Origin of the sequence: Daejeonella lutea, assembly GCF_900168015.1 — a bacterium.
In the GTDB taxonomy this organism is placed as follows: domain Bacteria; phylum Bacteroidota; class Bacteroidia; order Sphingobacteriales; family Sphingobacteriaceae; genus Daejeonella; species Daejeonella lutea.
Genome location: NZ_FUYR01000002.1, coordinates 906,140 through 921,555 on the forward strand (window position 1 = coordinate 906,140; position 15,416 = coordinate 921,555).

Here is a 15,416-nt window from a genome sequence, read left to right on the forward strand (position 1 = left end):
ATTCATTCCTGGCCAATTTTATGATTCAAAAGCCCATCTTTTTCCTGCTACTGCTCTGTAGTTTTTCATTATCCGTGTGTTCCCAAGTCAAAACTGTTAAAACCGATGGAAATTATGCTCCTAAACGTGAGTTCAGGGGTGCATGGGTTGCAACTGTAGCAAACATAGACTGGCCATCAAAACCTGGACTAAGCACAGAGATCCAAAAAGATGAATTGATCCGGATTCTCGACGATCATAAAAAGACGGGGATAAATGCAATTATGTTTCAAATCAGACCTGCAGCCGACGCATTTTATGGTAAAGGACGGGAAATGTGGAGCCGCTATTTAAACGGTGTTCAGGGAAAGGCTCCTGCACCTTATTATGATCCGCTGGAGTTCGCTATTGTTGAAGCTCATAAACGAGGTATGGAGTTGCATGCCTGGTTTAATCCATATAGAGCTACCTTAAATCTCGTTGATTCACATACAAGTCCGAATCATATCACAAAGCAAAAACCACAATGGTTTTTCACCTATGGAGGGAAAAAGCTATTTAATCCAGGCTTGCCCGAAGTAAGAGAGTACATTGTCCAGGTAGTGTTGGATGTTGTGAAGAACTATGATATTGACGGTGTGCACTTCGATGACTATTTCTATCCATATCCGGAAGACAACCAGGTAATTCGCGATAGCGAAGCATATTATAAGTATGGCTCAAAATTCAAGAATGTTGCTGACTGGCGTCGAAATAATGTTGATACATTAATCCATGTATTGTCAGACAGCATTCACGCCACGAAGAAATATGTGAAATTCGGTATTAGCCCTTTTGGTATCTGGAGAAATCTCAGCCAGGATCCTGAGGGTTCTGAAAGCAATGGTTTTGACGGGTATGGAAAGTTGTATGCAGACGCAAGAAAATGGGTACAAGAAGGCTGGCTCGACTATATAAATCCGCAGATTTATTTCCCGTTTGGGTACAAAGTAGCTCCCTATGATAAGCTTGTAGACTGGTGGACAGCAAATTCATTTGGCAAACATGTTTACATTGGGCAGGGTGTTTACCGCTCGATGGAAAATCGTCAGGGGTGGAGTGACCGCAGGCAAATCCCTGATCAGATCCGTTATCTTCGAAGTAATCCCAGAGCTCAGGGTAGTGTATTCTTTAGCTCGAAATCTGTTACCAATAATATGGCAGGAGTTAAAGATTCCTTGCGTAATGACTTTTACCGGTACCCCGCTCTTCAACCTGTAATGCTTTGGTTGGACGTAGTGTCTCCAAATCCGCCCTTTGAACTCACAGCAAAAACAGTTGCAAAAGGAGTGCAGCTAAGCTGGAAACCAGGAACTATTTCTGAGGATGGAGAAAAAGCGTACGGGTTTGTAGTATACAGAATAAAGAAGGGGCAAACGTTAGATATAAATAATCCAGCGAATATCGTGAATATCAGCTTTAATGGTGCTCAAACAACCTTTACCGACAACTCAGTCAGTGCGAACAACATTTATGTATATGCAGTAACTACTTTAGACCGTTTAAAGAATGAGAGCGCGGTATCCAATACTGCAGAAGCAAGAGTTGCCCAGTAATTTCCAGCCTGTAAAGTCTGTCACTCAGCTATTTCCGCCTGTATTTGTTTCGACGAACGCAGGCCTCTTTCCTTCAGCATTTCGGAAATTTTATTGACCATGTCGACAGACGCTTCGATTTCTTCCTTTCTTATCGCAACGCTTTCAATGTTGAATCCAAATGGGATATCCCTTTCTGCACAAAAGTTAGCGAGTTCTGATGCGATCTCCAGACAAATATTGACAGATTTTTCCAGAATATTTTCTGAGGTTTTAAGGTCTTCCTTCAACTCTTCAGGGAGGTGGATCCCAAGCCATTCCATAAAATGAAGTGTTTTAGCCGAACCGCACGCTGTTAAAGTAAAAATAATAGTTGGAAGCTTCCTGTTCTCGTTTTTGCAAGTACAGCTTAGGTCTTCGATAATCTGTTTTGCGTATCCAACATTAAACACACATTGGGAGATGAAATAGGACACTCCGCAATTTACTTTGTCGAGGATGCGCTTATCCTCATCTTTTAAAAGTTCATGTCGTTCAGGAATCGTGACCGCCCCAATTACGGAAGTATCGGCATGCCTACTCCAGATTTTATATGCTTCGGGCAAACTTGTTTTTACAGGATAATCAGGAGCGGGAATCCCCACAAAAACGGGGTAGAAGTTGTGGTTGTGAAGATCTTCAAGCCATTCGGATAATTCCTCGCCAGAAAATTTCCCGGCAGGCCGATATATTATTTTCGGTATATGAAGATCCTGCAGGAATTCTTTGGCAAAGGTTAATGGATCCAGGGCTTTGAGGAACGGAAAGGGTCTTTCCTCGGAAGTACGGGCGGATTCATCCTGCACATCATATACTACAAGGGCGTCTAGATCTAAAGGAACAAGCCTCGTAAGCGTTTTTTCAGCAATTTCCGCAATCCGCTCGGGTGAAGTCTCTGATTTAGGAGGGGTTATACCGTAAAGCAAAATTCCAGATTCTTCGGATTTAATTTTATTTAAGAACATAGCTTGTAAAATGATTCATTAGCGAGTTTGATACTCACATTAACGATTTAAAGATATTACATATCAATGGAATTTTTCTACGTGGTAAGCCATTAGTTGGGAAATGGGTGCGGATCCGAATATGTAAGGTCAATGCTAGTCCGAACTGGTTAAAAAAAAGCCCGGCATTTTGGGTGCCGGGCCATGGAAAAAAGTTATTTGCTTTCAGGAAGTAAAACCAGGCGAATAAAGTTATTACCGCTTAGATAGGTATTCGCAGCTGTTTTTAAGGCTGCTGGTGTTAGTTCCTTTAATGAATTCAGATATGTCAATACCTGTTTTGGGTCTTCCTCATTTTGTAGCTGACTGCTGATATAGTTAAGCCAGAAGCCATTCTCTTTTAATTGAGTTTCGGTAGTTCTTGTTTCTTCTGCTATGAATTTCTCCAGATCTATTGGCTGTGCACCATTTTGTCTGATCTTGTTGATTTCATCAAGTGTTGATGCAATAAGTTTTTCGACATTTTCCGGGGCGCTGCCAAATGTTATCGTCATAGTATATCTTCCCTGTGGAAGCTTTGAATATGATGCCCGTGCACCAACACCATAAACGCCGCCCTCATCTTCTCTCAGGCGTTCGATGAGCTTTATAGACAATACTTCTGCAAGTGCCTCAAGCTGATTGTTGTTTTTCTCATTGTAAACATGGTCTCCGCTAAACACAAGTCTTACACTCGCTTTAGGTTCTTTTCCTTTATAGACCTTCTTATCTAATTTTCCAGCTGGGATTTTTATTCCCAAATCCTTTGCACTTTCTTTTCTGTTTGTTGACGGAAGTGATCCCAGATACTGCTCAAGCATTGGCTTTATTTTTTCAGTTTCGAAATTTCCGACGAATGTGAATGTAAAATCGCTAGCATCCGCAAAGCGGTCTTTATAAATTTCAATTGCGCGGTCAAGATTTATTTGGTCTACTTTTTCAATGGAAGGGCCGGTCCGTCGAACATTATACCCACCTAAAATCGCAGAAACAGAATCAGCAAAAACTAAATTGGGATCATTCTCACGGTTCGCAAGACCGCCTTTACTTTGGGTAATAAGACCTTTAAAAATCTCCGCGTCCTTGCGCGGCTGTGTGAAGTACAGGTAAGTTAGTTGGAGAGCAGTTTCCAAATCTTTTGGTGCGGCAGATCCGGAAATTCCTTCAAACCGTTCACCTATGTAAGGACTTACAGACACGATTTTCCCAGTAAGCATTTTCGGTAGTTGCACTGAATTGAATTCAGCAATTCCGCCGCTTCTGACAATTGCTGTCGCAGCACTAGCCGATTGGTAATCAGCGTCGCTATATAGGGAGCTCCCGCCCGGACTGAATGCTGTGAAATTGATCTCATCATTCTTAAAATCCGTTGGTTTTAAAAATACCCGAACCCCGTTGCTCAATTTTAATTCCGTTATCCCTAACTCGGCGATCTTCTTTTCAGAGGTTATCTTCCCACCAGCAAGTTGGGTGCCCAGCAATGGCTTATCGGAAACCTGATCCACAAAGGCAGTAATTTTCTCCTGTTTTACATTATTGATCCAACCATTAACAGTGGCTTCACCAGGTAGAGTTGCTTTGTCTTTCTCAGGCCCCATGATTATAACATCACGATTTACATCCGTGATGTACTGCTTCGATAATTGATTTACATCCTGAAGAGTAATGCCTGACGTAAAGGTTTTTGCTAATTCGTATTCATATGCTATCCCCGGACTTGCCTCCTGTTCGAGGAAATTCCTGACATACTCATTTACAAGTTGATCTGATGATGTTTTATCTTTCTCCTTCAATGATGACTCCATATTGGTCATGTAGGATTGTTTCGCACGGTCTAATTCCGTTTGGGTAAAGCCGAATTTTTGAACCCGCTCTGTCTCGGTGAGCACCGCTTTGAATCCACGCTCCAATTCGCCTGGTTTAGCCACTACAAAAGCGTTGTAAACATCGAGGCCGGCCAAAAAACCGCCAATATTTGCACCGGCTTGCAGGAAAGGAGGATCGGCCTGCTTAGTCAGCTCACCAAAGCGGGCACCAATCATTTGATTAAAAAGTGATCTTACAATACTATTTCTGTAGTCTGTTTTAGTAATTAATTTGGACTCCGGGTGCTTGATCAGGATTTGTGCTACTGTTACAGGGAACTCATTGTCCGTTACAACCATGAACTGATTTTTGTTGATCAGCGGAATGGCGTAGTTTGTTCTCGCTCTGGGCTTCGCAGGGTTCTTCAGATCTGAGAATTTGGCTTTTATCATCGCTTCCATTGCGTTTACATCAATGTCTCCGACGACAATAAGTGCCTGCATATCCGGTCGGTACCAGTCCTTGTAAAATTGCTGAATGGTAGCGGGAGTAAAGTTTTTCAAAACTTCTTCAGTACCTATTGGTAAGCGGTTCGAATATCTGGAATTATTGAATATCATCGGAAGGTATTTGTCCTGCAGGCGCTGTTGTGCACCTTTACCCAACCTCTTTTCTTCAAGAACAACACCTCTTTCTTTATCAATTTCTGCTGGATCAAGCGTCGCATCCTGAGCCCAGTCGCGCATAATCTGTATGCCATTCTTCAAAACTTCCGGATCATCAGAAGGAATTGGGAGCTGGTAAACCGTTTCATCAAAACTAGTGTATGCATTCAAATCTGCTCCAAATCTCACTCCGGCTTTTTGAAGGTAGTTCACAAGATCATTTTTGGGAAAATTCTTCGTGCCGTTGAATCCCATGTGTTCCATAAAATGCGCAAGACCCTGCTGATCGTCATTCTCCAATATAGACCCAACTTTATTGGCCAAATAAAGCTGGACCCGATTCTTTGGCTCTACGTTTTTGCGGATATAGTACGTAAAACCATTTGGAAGTTTTCCCACTTTGATCGCAGGATCGAGAGGTATGATTTCACTTGCAGTTTGTTGGACTGTCTTAGAAGTAGTTTGAGCAGTAACACTACTCTCAATTGAAATCAATATCGCGACAGCGCTAATATAGATTTTGAATATATTTCTCATTTTTTAAATAATTGGATGTTTTCTTTTAAACTTTAATAATAATTTTTTTGCTGTACATCCACCAAAGGATACCAAGCCAAATCAAAATGAACGTAATTGCTCCTGCCAATGATGCATTTATTGGAGAAAAGTAAGGTGTGAAAAATGTCTGATACATCCATTCTTTAGCCCCCGCCTGCGATCCGTCAGGCATTTCAACTTTAATCATATTAAGAATCCTTGGTATTAATCCGGATAAGAAGAATACTGTAATTGCATTTACACCATACACAACGAAGGGAGTAGTACCTTTCTTATAACCCTGAACGTCTATAAGCCAGTAGGATAATGCCAGTCCAAGTGTCGCCAGGCCGCCGGTATATAAAACAAATGAGCTGGTCCACAGGGCTTTATTTATAGGAAAGAAAAGATCCCAAATTAGCCCCATGATAACTGCGAGTAAACCAATTGAAAACATCCATGATATTTTTACTGCGTCGGGTTTATCTTTCCTCCTAAGCCATGATCCAATCATAACACCAAATAACCCGGTTGCAATTGCTGGAAGGGTGCTTAATATTCCTTCGGGATCCCAGGTTCTCGCTGAACGCCAGAGATGCGCTTCTGTTAAAAGCGTTCTGTCCAGCCATGCTCCAAGATTAGTCTCCTTTTCTAAATTGGCATAACCAACTCCTGGAACTGGGATTACCGTCATTAGCAACCAGTAGCCAACAAGCAAAATAATGAAGGTTCTTAATTGAGTTTTTTGGGATGTTTTGATGAATATTACAGCTGACACAAAAAATACCACCGCGATTCTTTGCAATACACCAGGAATGCGGACGACTTTCAGGGCTTCAATAGGTTCAGTAAATACGCGTGGAAAAAGGGAGAGAAACAGGCCCAGAGCAAATAAGATCAATGCTCTTTTCAATGCGGTAACGATAAGGGTAGAATGTTTTACCTGCTCTTTTTTTGACCCCAGAGCAAAGCTTATCGAAACTCCGACGATGAACAGGAAAAAAGGAAAGATAAGGTCTGTAGGTGTACAGCCATGCCATTCGGCGTGCTCAAGGGGGGCATAAATATGGCCCCAGCTTCCCGGGTTATTTACCAGGATCATCGCAGCTACGGTCAATCCACGAAAAAAATCCAGAGATAATAATCTTGGAGGTGAAGTTTGTAAAATTGCAGGTTTCGCCATTTTGGTCGCGCTAATTGAATACTAAATCTGCATTTTTTTTGGCGAATAAAAAAGGGGGGAGTTAAATATTTGGCTAAGAACTTTGTGTCATGAGCCTTGAATTTTCGGCACACGAAAGCATTAAAAGAAAGACTATTTAGATCTAATTGGTATAACCCGTTCTCGTTTGCTGCTCAAGGCTCATTTCTCGCAGCTCATTGCCCGATTATTCCAACCACTTCAACGCTTCTTCATCCTTGTTGTCCACACATAACTGTTTCAGCTGTTTCTTCAGGTCGAGCGTGATGGCTTGATATTTTTGTTGTCCATACAGATTTTTCATCTCATGAGGATCTGTTTGGAGATCATAAAGCTCCCAAAAGTTTTTATGATCATAGAAACGTATGAGTTTATAACGGCTGGTTCGAATTCCGAAATGCTTCAATACACTATGCTCGCCAGGATATTCATAAAAATGATAGTATGCCGAACTTCTGATGATGGCCTTCGGATTTTTCAGTAATGGCATCATAGACCTACCCTGAATGGGCGTAGGGATAGCTACGCCGGCTGCTTCCAGGAAGGTAGGTGCGAAATCTACATTTGATACCATCTGATTAGAAACCGTACCCGGCTTAATAACTCCCGGGTATCTAATTATAAAGGGAGTTCGCATTGATTCTTCATACATAAATCGTTTGTCGAACCAGCCATGCTCACCTAAATAAAAGCCTTGGTCTGAGGTATAAACAACGATTGTGTTTTTCGCCAGGTTGTTTTGATCAAGAAAATCAAGAATTTTTCCAATATTACGGTCGAGCGAAAGTGTGGTACTGTAATAATCCCTCATATAACGCTGAAATTTCCATTCTGTCAGCGCTTTTCCAGTAAGTTTTTGTTTCAAAAAATCTTCCTCGATGCGATCATAATATGCATTCCATTTCTGCTTTTGATCCGGATTCATCCTTGCCAGAAATGCTGATGCAAGATTGTCAGGATCACTTTTCATTTTCAAATCGTATCCAATCTTCATGGTTTTTTCTACCGACATATCCTGCATGGCCGCTGCAATGCGATTATTATAGCTGTCATAAAAATTGGCGGGAAGTGGAAAATTCACATCATCGAACTTTCCCAGGTCCTGGATATCTGGCATCCACGTCCGGTGGGGTGCTTTTTCACCTACGACCATAAAGAACGGCCGGGACTCGTCACGCTTGCTCAGCCAACTCAATGCGATGTCGGTGGTAACATCGGTACAATACCCCTCGACACGACTAGTGTCACCTTTCATACTTATGAAAGAAGGGTTGTAATACTGGCCCTGTCCAGGCAAGATGTTCCAATAATCAAACCCTTGAGGATACGACAAAAGGTGCCACTTTCCTACCCATGCGGTTTGAAAACCGGCTGCCTGCAATCTTTTTGGAAATACATCCTGTGAAGCATCAAACTTATCGTGATTGTCTTTAAAACCATTTATGTGGCTGTATTTACCTGTTAACAGAATTGCCCTGCTTGGGCCACAAATGGAATTTGCAACGAAAGCCTTATTGAAGACAGCCCCCTGTTTGGCCAGTCGGTCCAAATTTGGAGTTGCACCGTACTTTGAGCCATATGCACCGATAGACTGCACTGCATGGTCATCAGTAAGAATGACAATAATATTCGGTTTACTGTTATGCTGAGCCAGGACATTCAGCCCCAGAACAAAAAGTATTAAAAAAGACAGCGCTTTTTTCATCGTTGTTAATATTTTTTGCTGTTGACGATTGCTTTGGCAGCGAAATAAATCAAACTGATTATTATGTTAGGCTATTCCGGTGTCTTTTCGAAGTCTGACGTATTGAACAGAACTGATCGTCTAATAAATCCAGCGAACAAATGCTTCCATCGCCTCGTATTCAGCCAGACCTAGTTTGTCGTAAGATTTTGCAGTTTCTCTGGTGCGATCTTCTGCACGAACCCAGAATTCTCGCGCATCGTCACCTGGAAATACCGGCCGATCTTTCTGAGACTGATGTTTGAATATGGCAAACCTTTTTCTTTCAACCTCCTGAGGAGAAAGTGGTACCGCCATCTGAATTTCGTGAGTTTCAAATTCATGCCATGCACCCCGATACATCCAAAGCCAGCAGTCTTTCACCCATGATTCATTTTTCAAACGGTCAAGTGCAGCAACAATAATATCAAAACAAACTTTGTGTGTTCCGTGAGGATCAGCAAAATCTCCGGCAGCAAAAATCTGGTGGGGTTTCACTTTTTGGAGAAGCTCCATAGTGATCTCTACGTCGTCCTCAGACACTGGATTTCGCTCGGTTTTTCCACGGTCATAGAATGGCAGCGCCATAAAGTGTATATGATCATCAGGCAATCCCGCAAAGCGTGCGCCGCTGATTGCTTCTCCCTTACGAATTAAACCTTTTAGCGTTTGAATCTCACTAGTATCAGCCTGATTTGGCTGCTTAGTTTCCAGGAATTTACGCATGGATAGGTATAGGTCGTCTAATTTCGCGGTATCAAGGTTAATAGACTTGCTGAAATCACGCGCAAACTCCACGAAGCGAAGTGCATCATCGTCCCAAACAGCCGTATTGCCGGATGTCTGGTATGCAACATGCACATCATGACCCTGATCTACTAGACGGATAAAAGTCCCACCCATAGAGATAACATCATCGTCTGGATGCGGGGAAAAAATGATAACCCGTTTTTTATCGGGAGTAGCTCGTTCTGGCCGTTGGCTGTCGTCTGCATTGGGTTTCCCTCCCGGCCAGCCTGTAATAGTATGTTGTATCTTATTGAAGATGTCGATATTGATATTGTATACAGGGCCTTTTTCAGTTGCCAGCTCTGCCATACCATTATTATTATAATCTTCTTCAGTCAGTTTTAGAATAGGTTTTTCCAGATGATTTGCGAGCCAAATAACAGCCTTTTTGATCAGCGGCCCGTCCCAAACGCAATCCTTAACAAGCCACGGGGTGTTAAACCGTGTAAGCTCAGATGCAGCATCCTGGTCAAGAACGAATTCAACATTTTCTGAAAGCTGAAGATATGTCGCTGGAACATCAGAGGAGATCTCGCCCTCAACTGCTTTTTTAATGATGGAAGCTTTTTTCCTGTTCCATGCCATCAGAATAATTTCGCGAGCTTTGAATATCGTACCGATACCCATTGTAATCGCTTTTGTTGGAACGTTTTCTTTACCTCCGAAATCTCTGGAAGCATCTCTGCGGGTTAGATCATCAAGAGTTACAAGACGGGTACCCGAGTTAGGGGCGGAACCCGGTTCGTTGAAACCAATGTGGCCGGTACGTCCAATACCAAGAATTTGGAGGTCTAGACCACCCAGCTCAGTAATTTTTTTCTCGTATTCAAGGCAAAAGGCAGGGATTTTTTCAATGTCCAATGTCCCGTCTGGGATATGAACATTCGCCATGTCTATATCGATGTGATCAAATAAATTTTCCTTCATGAAACTAACATAACTCTGAGGAGAGGTCGGCTTCATCGGATAGTATTCATCCAGGTTAAAGGAGATCACATTTTTGAAACTTATATTTTCTTCTTTATGAATTCTTACAAGCTCTTTATAAACTCCAATAGGGGTTACACCGGTTGCAAGGCCCAGAATAGCATATTCGCCATTCTTACTCTTTTTTTGAATTAAATCAGTAATTCTTCGGGCAACCTTGCGTGAAGCGATGTCAGTATTTTGGTAAACGGTAACGGGTAGTTTTTCGAAACGGGTTTCTTCCAGTAAATTTAATCTAGCCATTCGGGAACAGACTTTATTAGGTGAGACGCAAATATAAAAAAATTAAACTTTGGCGGCCGGACATCAATTGCTTTTCAGATCAACAAGAATTTCTTGCGTTTTTTTGCAGCCTTTTTCGTGCAATGGCGTTCAGCACCAAAGCTTAATTTTTCAACAAGTAACATGCAAATTACACACTTAGTGTATTAATTACACTTTTTAGTGGCCCCGTTCTTTCCAATTTGTTATTGGATTTTTAAAATTAATTTGGCAAATAACCGCAAATAGGCTTAGTTTTACAATGCGGTATCAAAAATTCCTGCAAGAAACCGAAAATTGATTTGTGTATTTAGTCAACTGAATTTGCAAGTGTGATTTCTACGAAAACGCTTAACTACCATATGAAAAGCAGCCAGTATTTTTCATCAAAAACATTCCATTATTCTAATCACAATTAACTTAATTTAAATGAGAAAAATTTACTCTTCCGGATGGTCAAAACCTGTTTTGGCATTCGGCCTAATCCTTTTGTTAGTTACAATGTGGGGGCAGCTCGAGGCTCAAACCCGCAGGTACGTAATTGCCGGAAAGGTAACGGACGCAAAAACTAAGGAAACCCTGCCAGGGGTCGCTGTCAGACTAACTTCAACAGCAAACGGTGTTTCAACGAATGGAGATGGAAATTATTCACTTACAGCAGAATTAAATCCAGGGCAATACACCATTTCATTTACTTACATTGGTTATCAGACGATTTCTAAAACCGTCCAACTTGGAACCGAATCTTCGGTCGTCTTGAATGCAGAAATTAGTCAGGATGCTGTCGGTCTTGATGAAGTTATTGTAACAGGTACTTCCGAAGGTACCACACGGCGACAGTTGGGAAATTATGTGGGATCGGTTAGTGGCGAAGACTTAAATAAAGGTGCTGCCGGAAACGTTCTGACCGGGCTCCAGGGTAAAGTGGCAGGAGCTCAGGTTACACAGAATCAAGGTGATCCTGCAGGAGGTATGTCTGTGCGTTTACGCGGAATCAGTTCCGTCAACTCATCTTCAGATCCACTATACATCATTGATGGTGTAATTGCCAATAATGGAACATCAGGAGTTACCGATAATCAGCAAAACCGCTTGGTTGATATCAATCCGGCCGATATCGAAAGAATTGAGGTTCTTAATGGAGCTGCAGCTGCCGCAATCTACGGATCTCGTGCGAATGCAGGTGTTGTCCAGATTTTCACAAAACGGGGTAGCACGGGCGAGCCGCAGGTAACTTTTTCGTCTACCTATACAAATAGCGAGCTTCGCAAAAAGCTTCGTGTAAATATGGCCCCGGTTAAATTCGGTGGACCAACTGACGGACCAGGAGCGTTAACTCAGGATATTATCAGCCTTGTGGGAGGCGTCCTGCCAACTAATACTACACCGGTAACAAGATATGATTATCAGGATTACATTTTCAGAAATGCAAGCGGTGTAGATAATAATTTTTCTGTTAGTGGCGGAAGTGATAAAACAAAGTTCTACACCTCAGCTTCGTATTTCACAAACCAGGGGATTGTTAAAAACACCGATTATACACGTTTCGGTCTTAGAGCAAATGTCGACCAGACACTCGCTAAATGGGCGACATTCAGAGCCGGATTGAACTTCGTAAGAAGCGATGCGAATGAGAAACCTTATGGAAACGGTCTGATAGTTCCTGTCGGCATTCAATGGATCATTGCCAACTTCCATGATATATGGACAAGAGATGCTTTGGGCAACCTGCAAGCTGTCGGTGAGCGTGGTCGTGTTAATCCGGTATCGATTATTGAAGATATAAAGCAACGGCAATTTACAAACAGAATTCTTGCCAACGCGGGCGTTAAATTGTTTCCCGTTAAAAATCTTACTGTTGACTATAATATAGGTGTTGATAATTCGGCTCAGGAAGGGACTCTTTTCGTGCCACCTTATACCTACAACGTAAGCACAGCGGATGGTTCATATGGCGGCGGCCCAACACTTGACCCTGCCCAGAATGGTTTTGCGAGCAAACGTAATGCTGGTCAGTATCTTTTTAATCATGATATAAATCTTACGTATGATTTTCCGATCACCAGTAAAATTAGCTCCACTAGTCAGGTTGGCTATTCGTATCAGTATCAAAGCGGATCAAGTAGTCAGGTGCAGGGCCGAGGTTTAGCGCCTTTCGTGGAAACTGTTGGAGGCGCCAGCACACAGGGTGTATTTGGAGATGGACGCAGTGAATTTGCTGTTGAAGGAGCTTATCTTCAGCAGAACTTCAAAGTGAACAATAATTTCTTTATAACCGGCGCTGTCCGAGTTGACGGATCCAGCGTATTTGGTGAAGATCAACGTAATCAAACTTATCTAAAAGGTAGCGGTAGCTACGTGGTCTCTTCTACCAAATTCTGGCAAGGCTTGGGACTTTCTTCCTGGTGGGATGTCCTGAAAGTGCGCGCTGCTTACGGTGAGTCAGGTAACCTGACTGGTATTGGTGCTTATGAAAGGCTCAACTCATACAGTACATCTTCTTACCTGGGAAGAACTTCTTTTACATCAAGTGCTCAACAGGCGAATGAAGATGTAAAGCCAGAACGGCAGAATGAGTTCGAGATTGGTACCGACTTGTTTTTCCTGAAAAACAGATTAGGTGTTACGTTTAACTATTACAATAAGAAGGTAAGTGATCTCTTATTATCCCGACAAATTGCTCCAACAACTGGCTTCACCAGTAAACTCGACAACTTTGGATCGTTAGAAAATAAGGGTATCGAGTTGATGCTGACTGGTACACCTGTAAAAGCAACAAATTTTTCATGGGATGCAACAGTGATCTTTAACCGGAATAGGAATAAAGCTACGAATGTCGGCGCAGGTGTTACTGCATTTACCAATAGCTCTTCAGGCCCTGTATCTTTGATTAACGGTCAGCCTATTGGTCTATACTACGGCTCATACTTTGCAAGGGATGCTCAAGGCAATTTATTGCTCACCCCCGCTGGTCTTCCTCAAACAGAAAGAGGTGTTCAAAATGACCCGATCAATCCAACACCACAACGTGATGCTGCAGGCCAGCCTACCGGTACTGTATTGCGCAAGGTAATTGGAAATCCTAATCCCGACTGGAACGGATCAATCATAAATGAACTTGCCTACAAAAGATTAGGTTTTAGAGTTCAGTTGGATACAGAGCAGGGTGGAGAACGATGGGCAGCGGACTGGAGAACAGCACAAGGTGTTGGTGCCGGCCTGGTTGCAGAAGCAGAGCATTTAGGCAAAGTTCCACGTGGTTATGTGAATGCCAATTACAACATTGAAGAGTGGCGTTCTCATCCGGGTCATTGGGTAAAATTAAGAGATGTATCATTAACGTACAGACTTGGTGCAATTAAATATCTCAAAGATCTGACGCTTACTGTTGGAGGCAGAAACCTGATTTCATGGGATGACTTTGAGGGTGGTTATGATCCTGAAGTAAACTCTGGGGGACAAAGCTCCATTGTAAGAGGTATTGATTTCGGGGCAGTCCCTGTTCCAAGATCATTTAATTTTGGTTTACAGGCTAAATTTTAATTAGAAATAAAATGAGAAAGAAAATATATATATCGTGCTCAATTCTGGCGATGCTTGCAATGACCTTTGCCGGATGTGTGAAGAATTATTCTGATCCAGCGCGCGCAACCCAGGATGACGTTAACACAAGTACTAAGGGGCTGACCGGCGTTGCCGTATCGCTGCAGTCGCGTTATGCAGCTGGTCGTGGCAACATTTATAACACAATCACTATGAGTGGCTTCCTTGCTAACGAGCTTGTGCTTTTGAACCAGGGTAACACAGCAGAGCTGCAGTTAAGCCTGGGTGGCACTTCATTAGATGGTGGAAACACCGTTATTGGCGGCTTATGGTCAAACAGCAACAAACTTATTTTTGATGCTAACCTTGTCATTAATAATTCAGCAGCAATATCTGACAAGGCACTTGTCAGTGGCTTGGTGGGATACGCTACGATCTTTAAAGCCCTTGCCTTGGGTGATCTCGCTGCATTTTGGGAAAAAGTTCCGTCTGGAACAGGTGAGAATGTCACTTTTATTACGCGTGCAGAAGCTTATACGAAGATCATTGCTGATATCGATCTTGCCCTGGCGGCAATAAGTCAAAATCCCATAAGCTCTGCGTTTTTAGGAACCATCCCTGCTGGAATTGACATTCCTAACACTTTGCGCGCATTAAAGGCACGATATGCTTTGTATAATGCTAATTACACACTCGCTTTGGCTACAGCGAATACAGTCGATTTGACGAAAAAATCCGGGTTCCAGCATAATGCAACCGTTAATCAAAATGGTATCTACGTTGCCGTTACGGGTACAAATAACCTTTGGCAGCCAATTAGCAATACGCTTGGTCTTCCAACCGGTCTAACTCCAGATCCGGCGGATAAACGTCTGCCATTTTACTTAACTGAAAATTTAACGATCGCTCCAAGGTGGCGTATGAATGGATTTGCATCGGCTCTTACTTCAGAATGGCCAGTATATCTTCCGGGTGAAATCACGCTCATAAAAGCTGAGGCTTATGCACGTCAGGCTAATCCTGATCCAGCGCTTGCTTTAATCGAATTAAATAAAATAATAACAAAGAAGCCTGCCGCTGATCCATATGGAGTAGGTGCAGACCTTCCTGCACTGGTAGGTCCTTTAACGCCTGCGCAAATCCTGACGGAAGTGTATAAACAACGCTCTATCGAGTTGTTCCTTTCAGGACAAAGGCTTGAAGATTCGCGCCGTTTAGGCAGGCCTCAGTCCGAGCGTAAGCGTAATTTTGTTAACTATCCTTTCCGCGAGAGAGATCAGAACCCGAATACTCCGGCTGATCCAGCTTTTTAAATAATTTAACGTTGTA

Annotated in this window: 8 protein-coding genes; 3 read left to right on the forward strand and 5 right to left on the reverse strand. The window is 42.5% G+C overall.

Features of this window, described 5'->3' with window-relative positions; translation table 11 throughout:
* The first annotated feature begins 20 nt into the window (after positions 1–20).
* Entirely contained in the window at positions 21–1,574 is a 1,554-nt protein-coding gene (locus B5X60_RS13140) for a glycoside hydrolase family 10 protein (protein ID WP_079703139.1), read from the forward strand.
* Between the two features lie 20 nt (positions 1,575–1,594).
* Here B5X60_RS13140 and B5X60_RS13145 read toward each other — a convergent pair whose 3' ends face one another.
* The 5 genes from B5X60_RS13145 to nagB all read right to left on the reverse strand — a co-directional run bounded on the left by B5X60_RS13145 (position 1,595) and on the right by nagB (position 10,526).
* On the reverse strand, positions 1,595–2,557 hold the full coding sequence (locus B5X60_RS13145) for a methylenetetrahydrofolate reductase (protein ID WP_079703140.1): 963 nt from the start codon (positions 2,555–2,557) through the stop codon (positions 1,595–1,597).
* Positions 2,558–2,751: 194 nt separating this feature from the next.
* Complete coding sequence (locus B5X60_RS13150) at positions 2,752–5,583, reverse strand: M16 family metallopeptidase (protein ID WP_079703141.1); 2,832 nt, start codon at positions 5,581–5,583, stop codon at positions 2,752–2,754.
* Between the two features lie 25 nt (positions 5,584–5,608).
* Positions 5,609–6,766 (reverse strand): acyltransferase family protein, encoded by a 1,158-nt coding sequence (locus tag B5X60_RS13155; RefSeq protein ID WP_079703142.1) that lies wholly within the window; start codon positions 6,764–6,766, stop codon positions 5,609–5,611.
* 205 nt (positions 6,767–6,971) lie between these two features.
* Positions 6,972–8,489: a sulfatase family protein gene (locus tag B5X60_RS13160; RefSeq protein WP_079703143.1), complete on the reverse strand. Its 1,518-nt coding sequence runs from the start codon at positions 8,487–8,489 to the stop codon at positions 6,972–6,974.
* Positions 8,490–8,609: 120 nt separating this feature from the next.
* Positions 8,610–10,526 carry a glucosamine-6-phosphate deaminase gene (nagB, locus tag B5X60_RS13165; protein ID WP_079703144.1) on the reverse strand — a complete coding sequence of 639 codons (1,917 nt, stop codon included), beginning with the start codon at positions 10,524–10,526 and terminating at the stop codon, positions 8,610–8,612.
* A 447-nt stretch (positions 10,527–10,973) separates the two neighbouring features.
* On the opposite strand from nagB, the gene B5X60_RS13170 reads away from it, so the two are divergent.
* Together B5X60_RS13170 and B5X60_RS13175 are read left to right on the forward strand one after the other, a co-directional pair.
* Complete coding sequence (locus tag B5X60_RS13170) at positions 10,974–14,087, forward strand: SusC/RagA family TonB-linked outer membrane protein (RefSeq protein ID WP_079703145.1); 3,114 nt, start codon at positions 10,974–10,976, stop codon at positions 14,085–14,087.
* An 11-nt stretch (positions 14,088–14,098) separates the two neighbouring features.
* Positions 14,099–15,400 carry a RagB/SusD family nutrient uptake outer membrane protein gene (locus B5X60_RS13175; RefSeq protein ID WP_079703146.1) on the forward strand — a complete coding sequence of 434 codons (1,302 nt, stop codon included), beginning with the start codon at positions 14,099–14,101 and terminating at the stop codon, positions 15,398–15,400.
* The last annotated feature ends 16 nt before the right edge of the window (positions 15,401–15,416 follow it).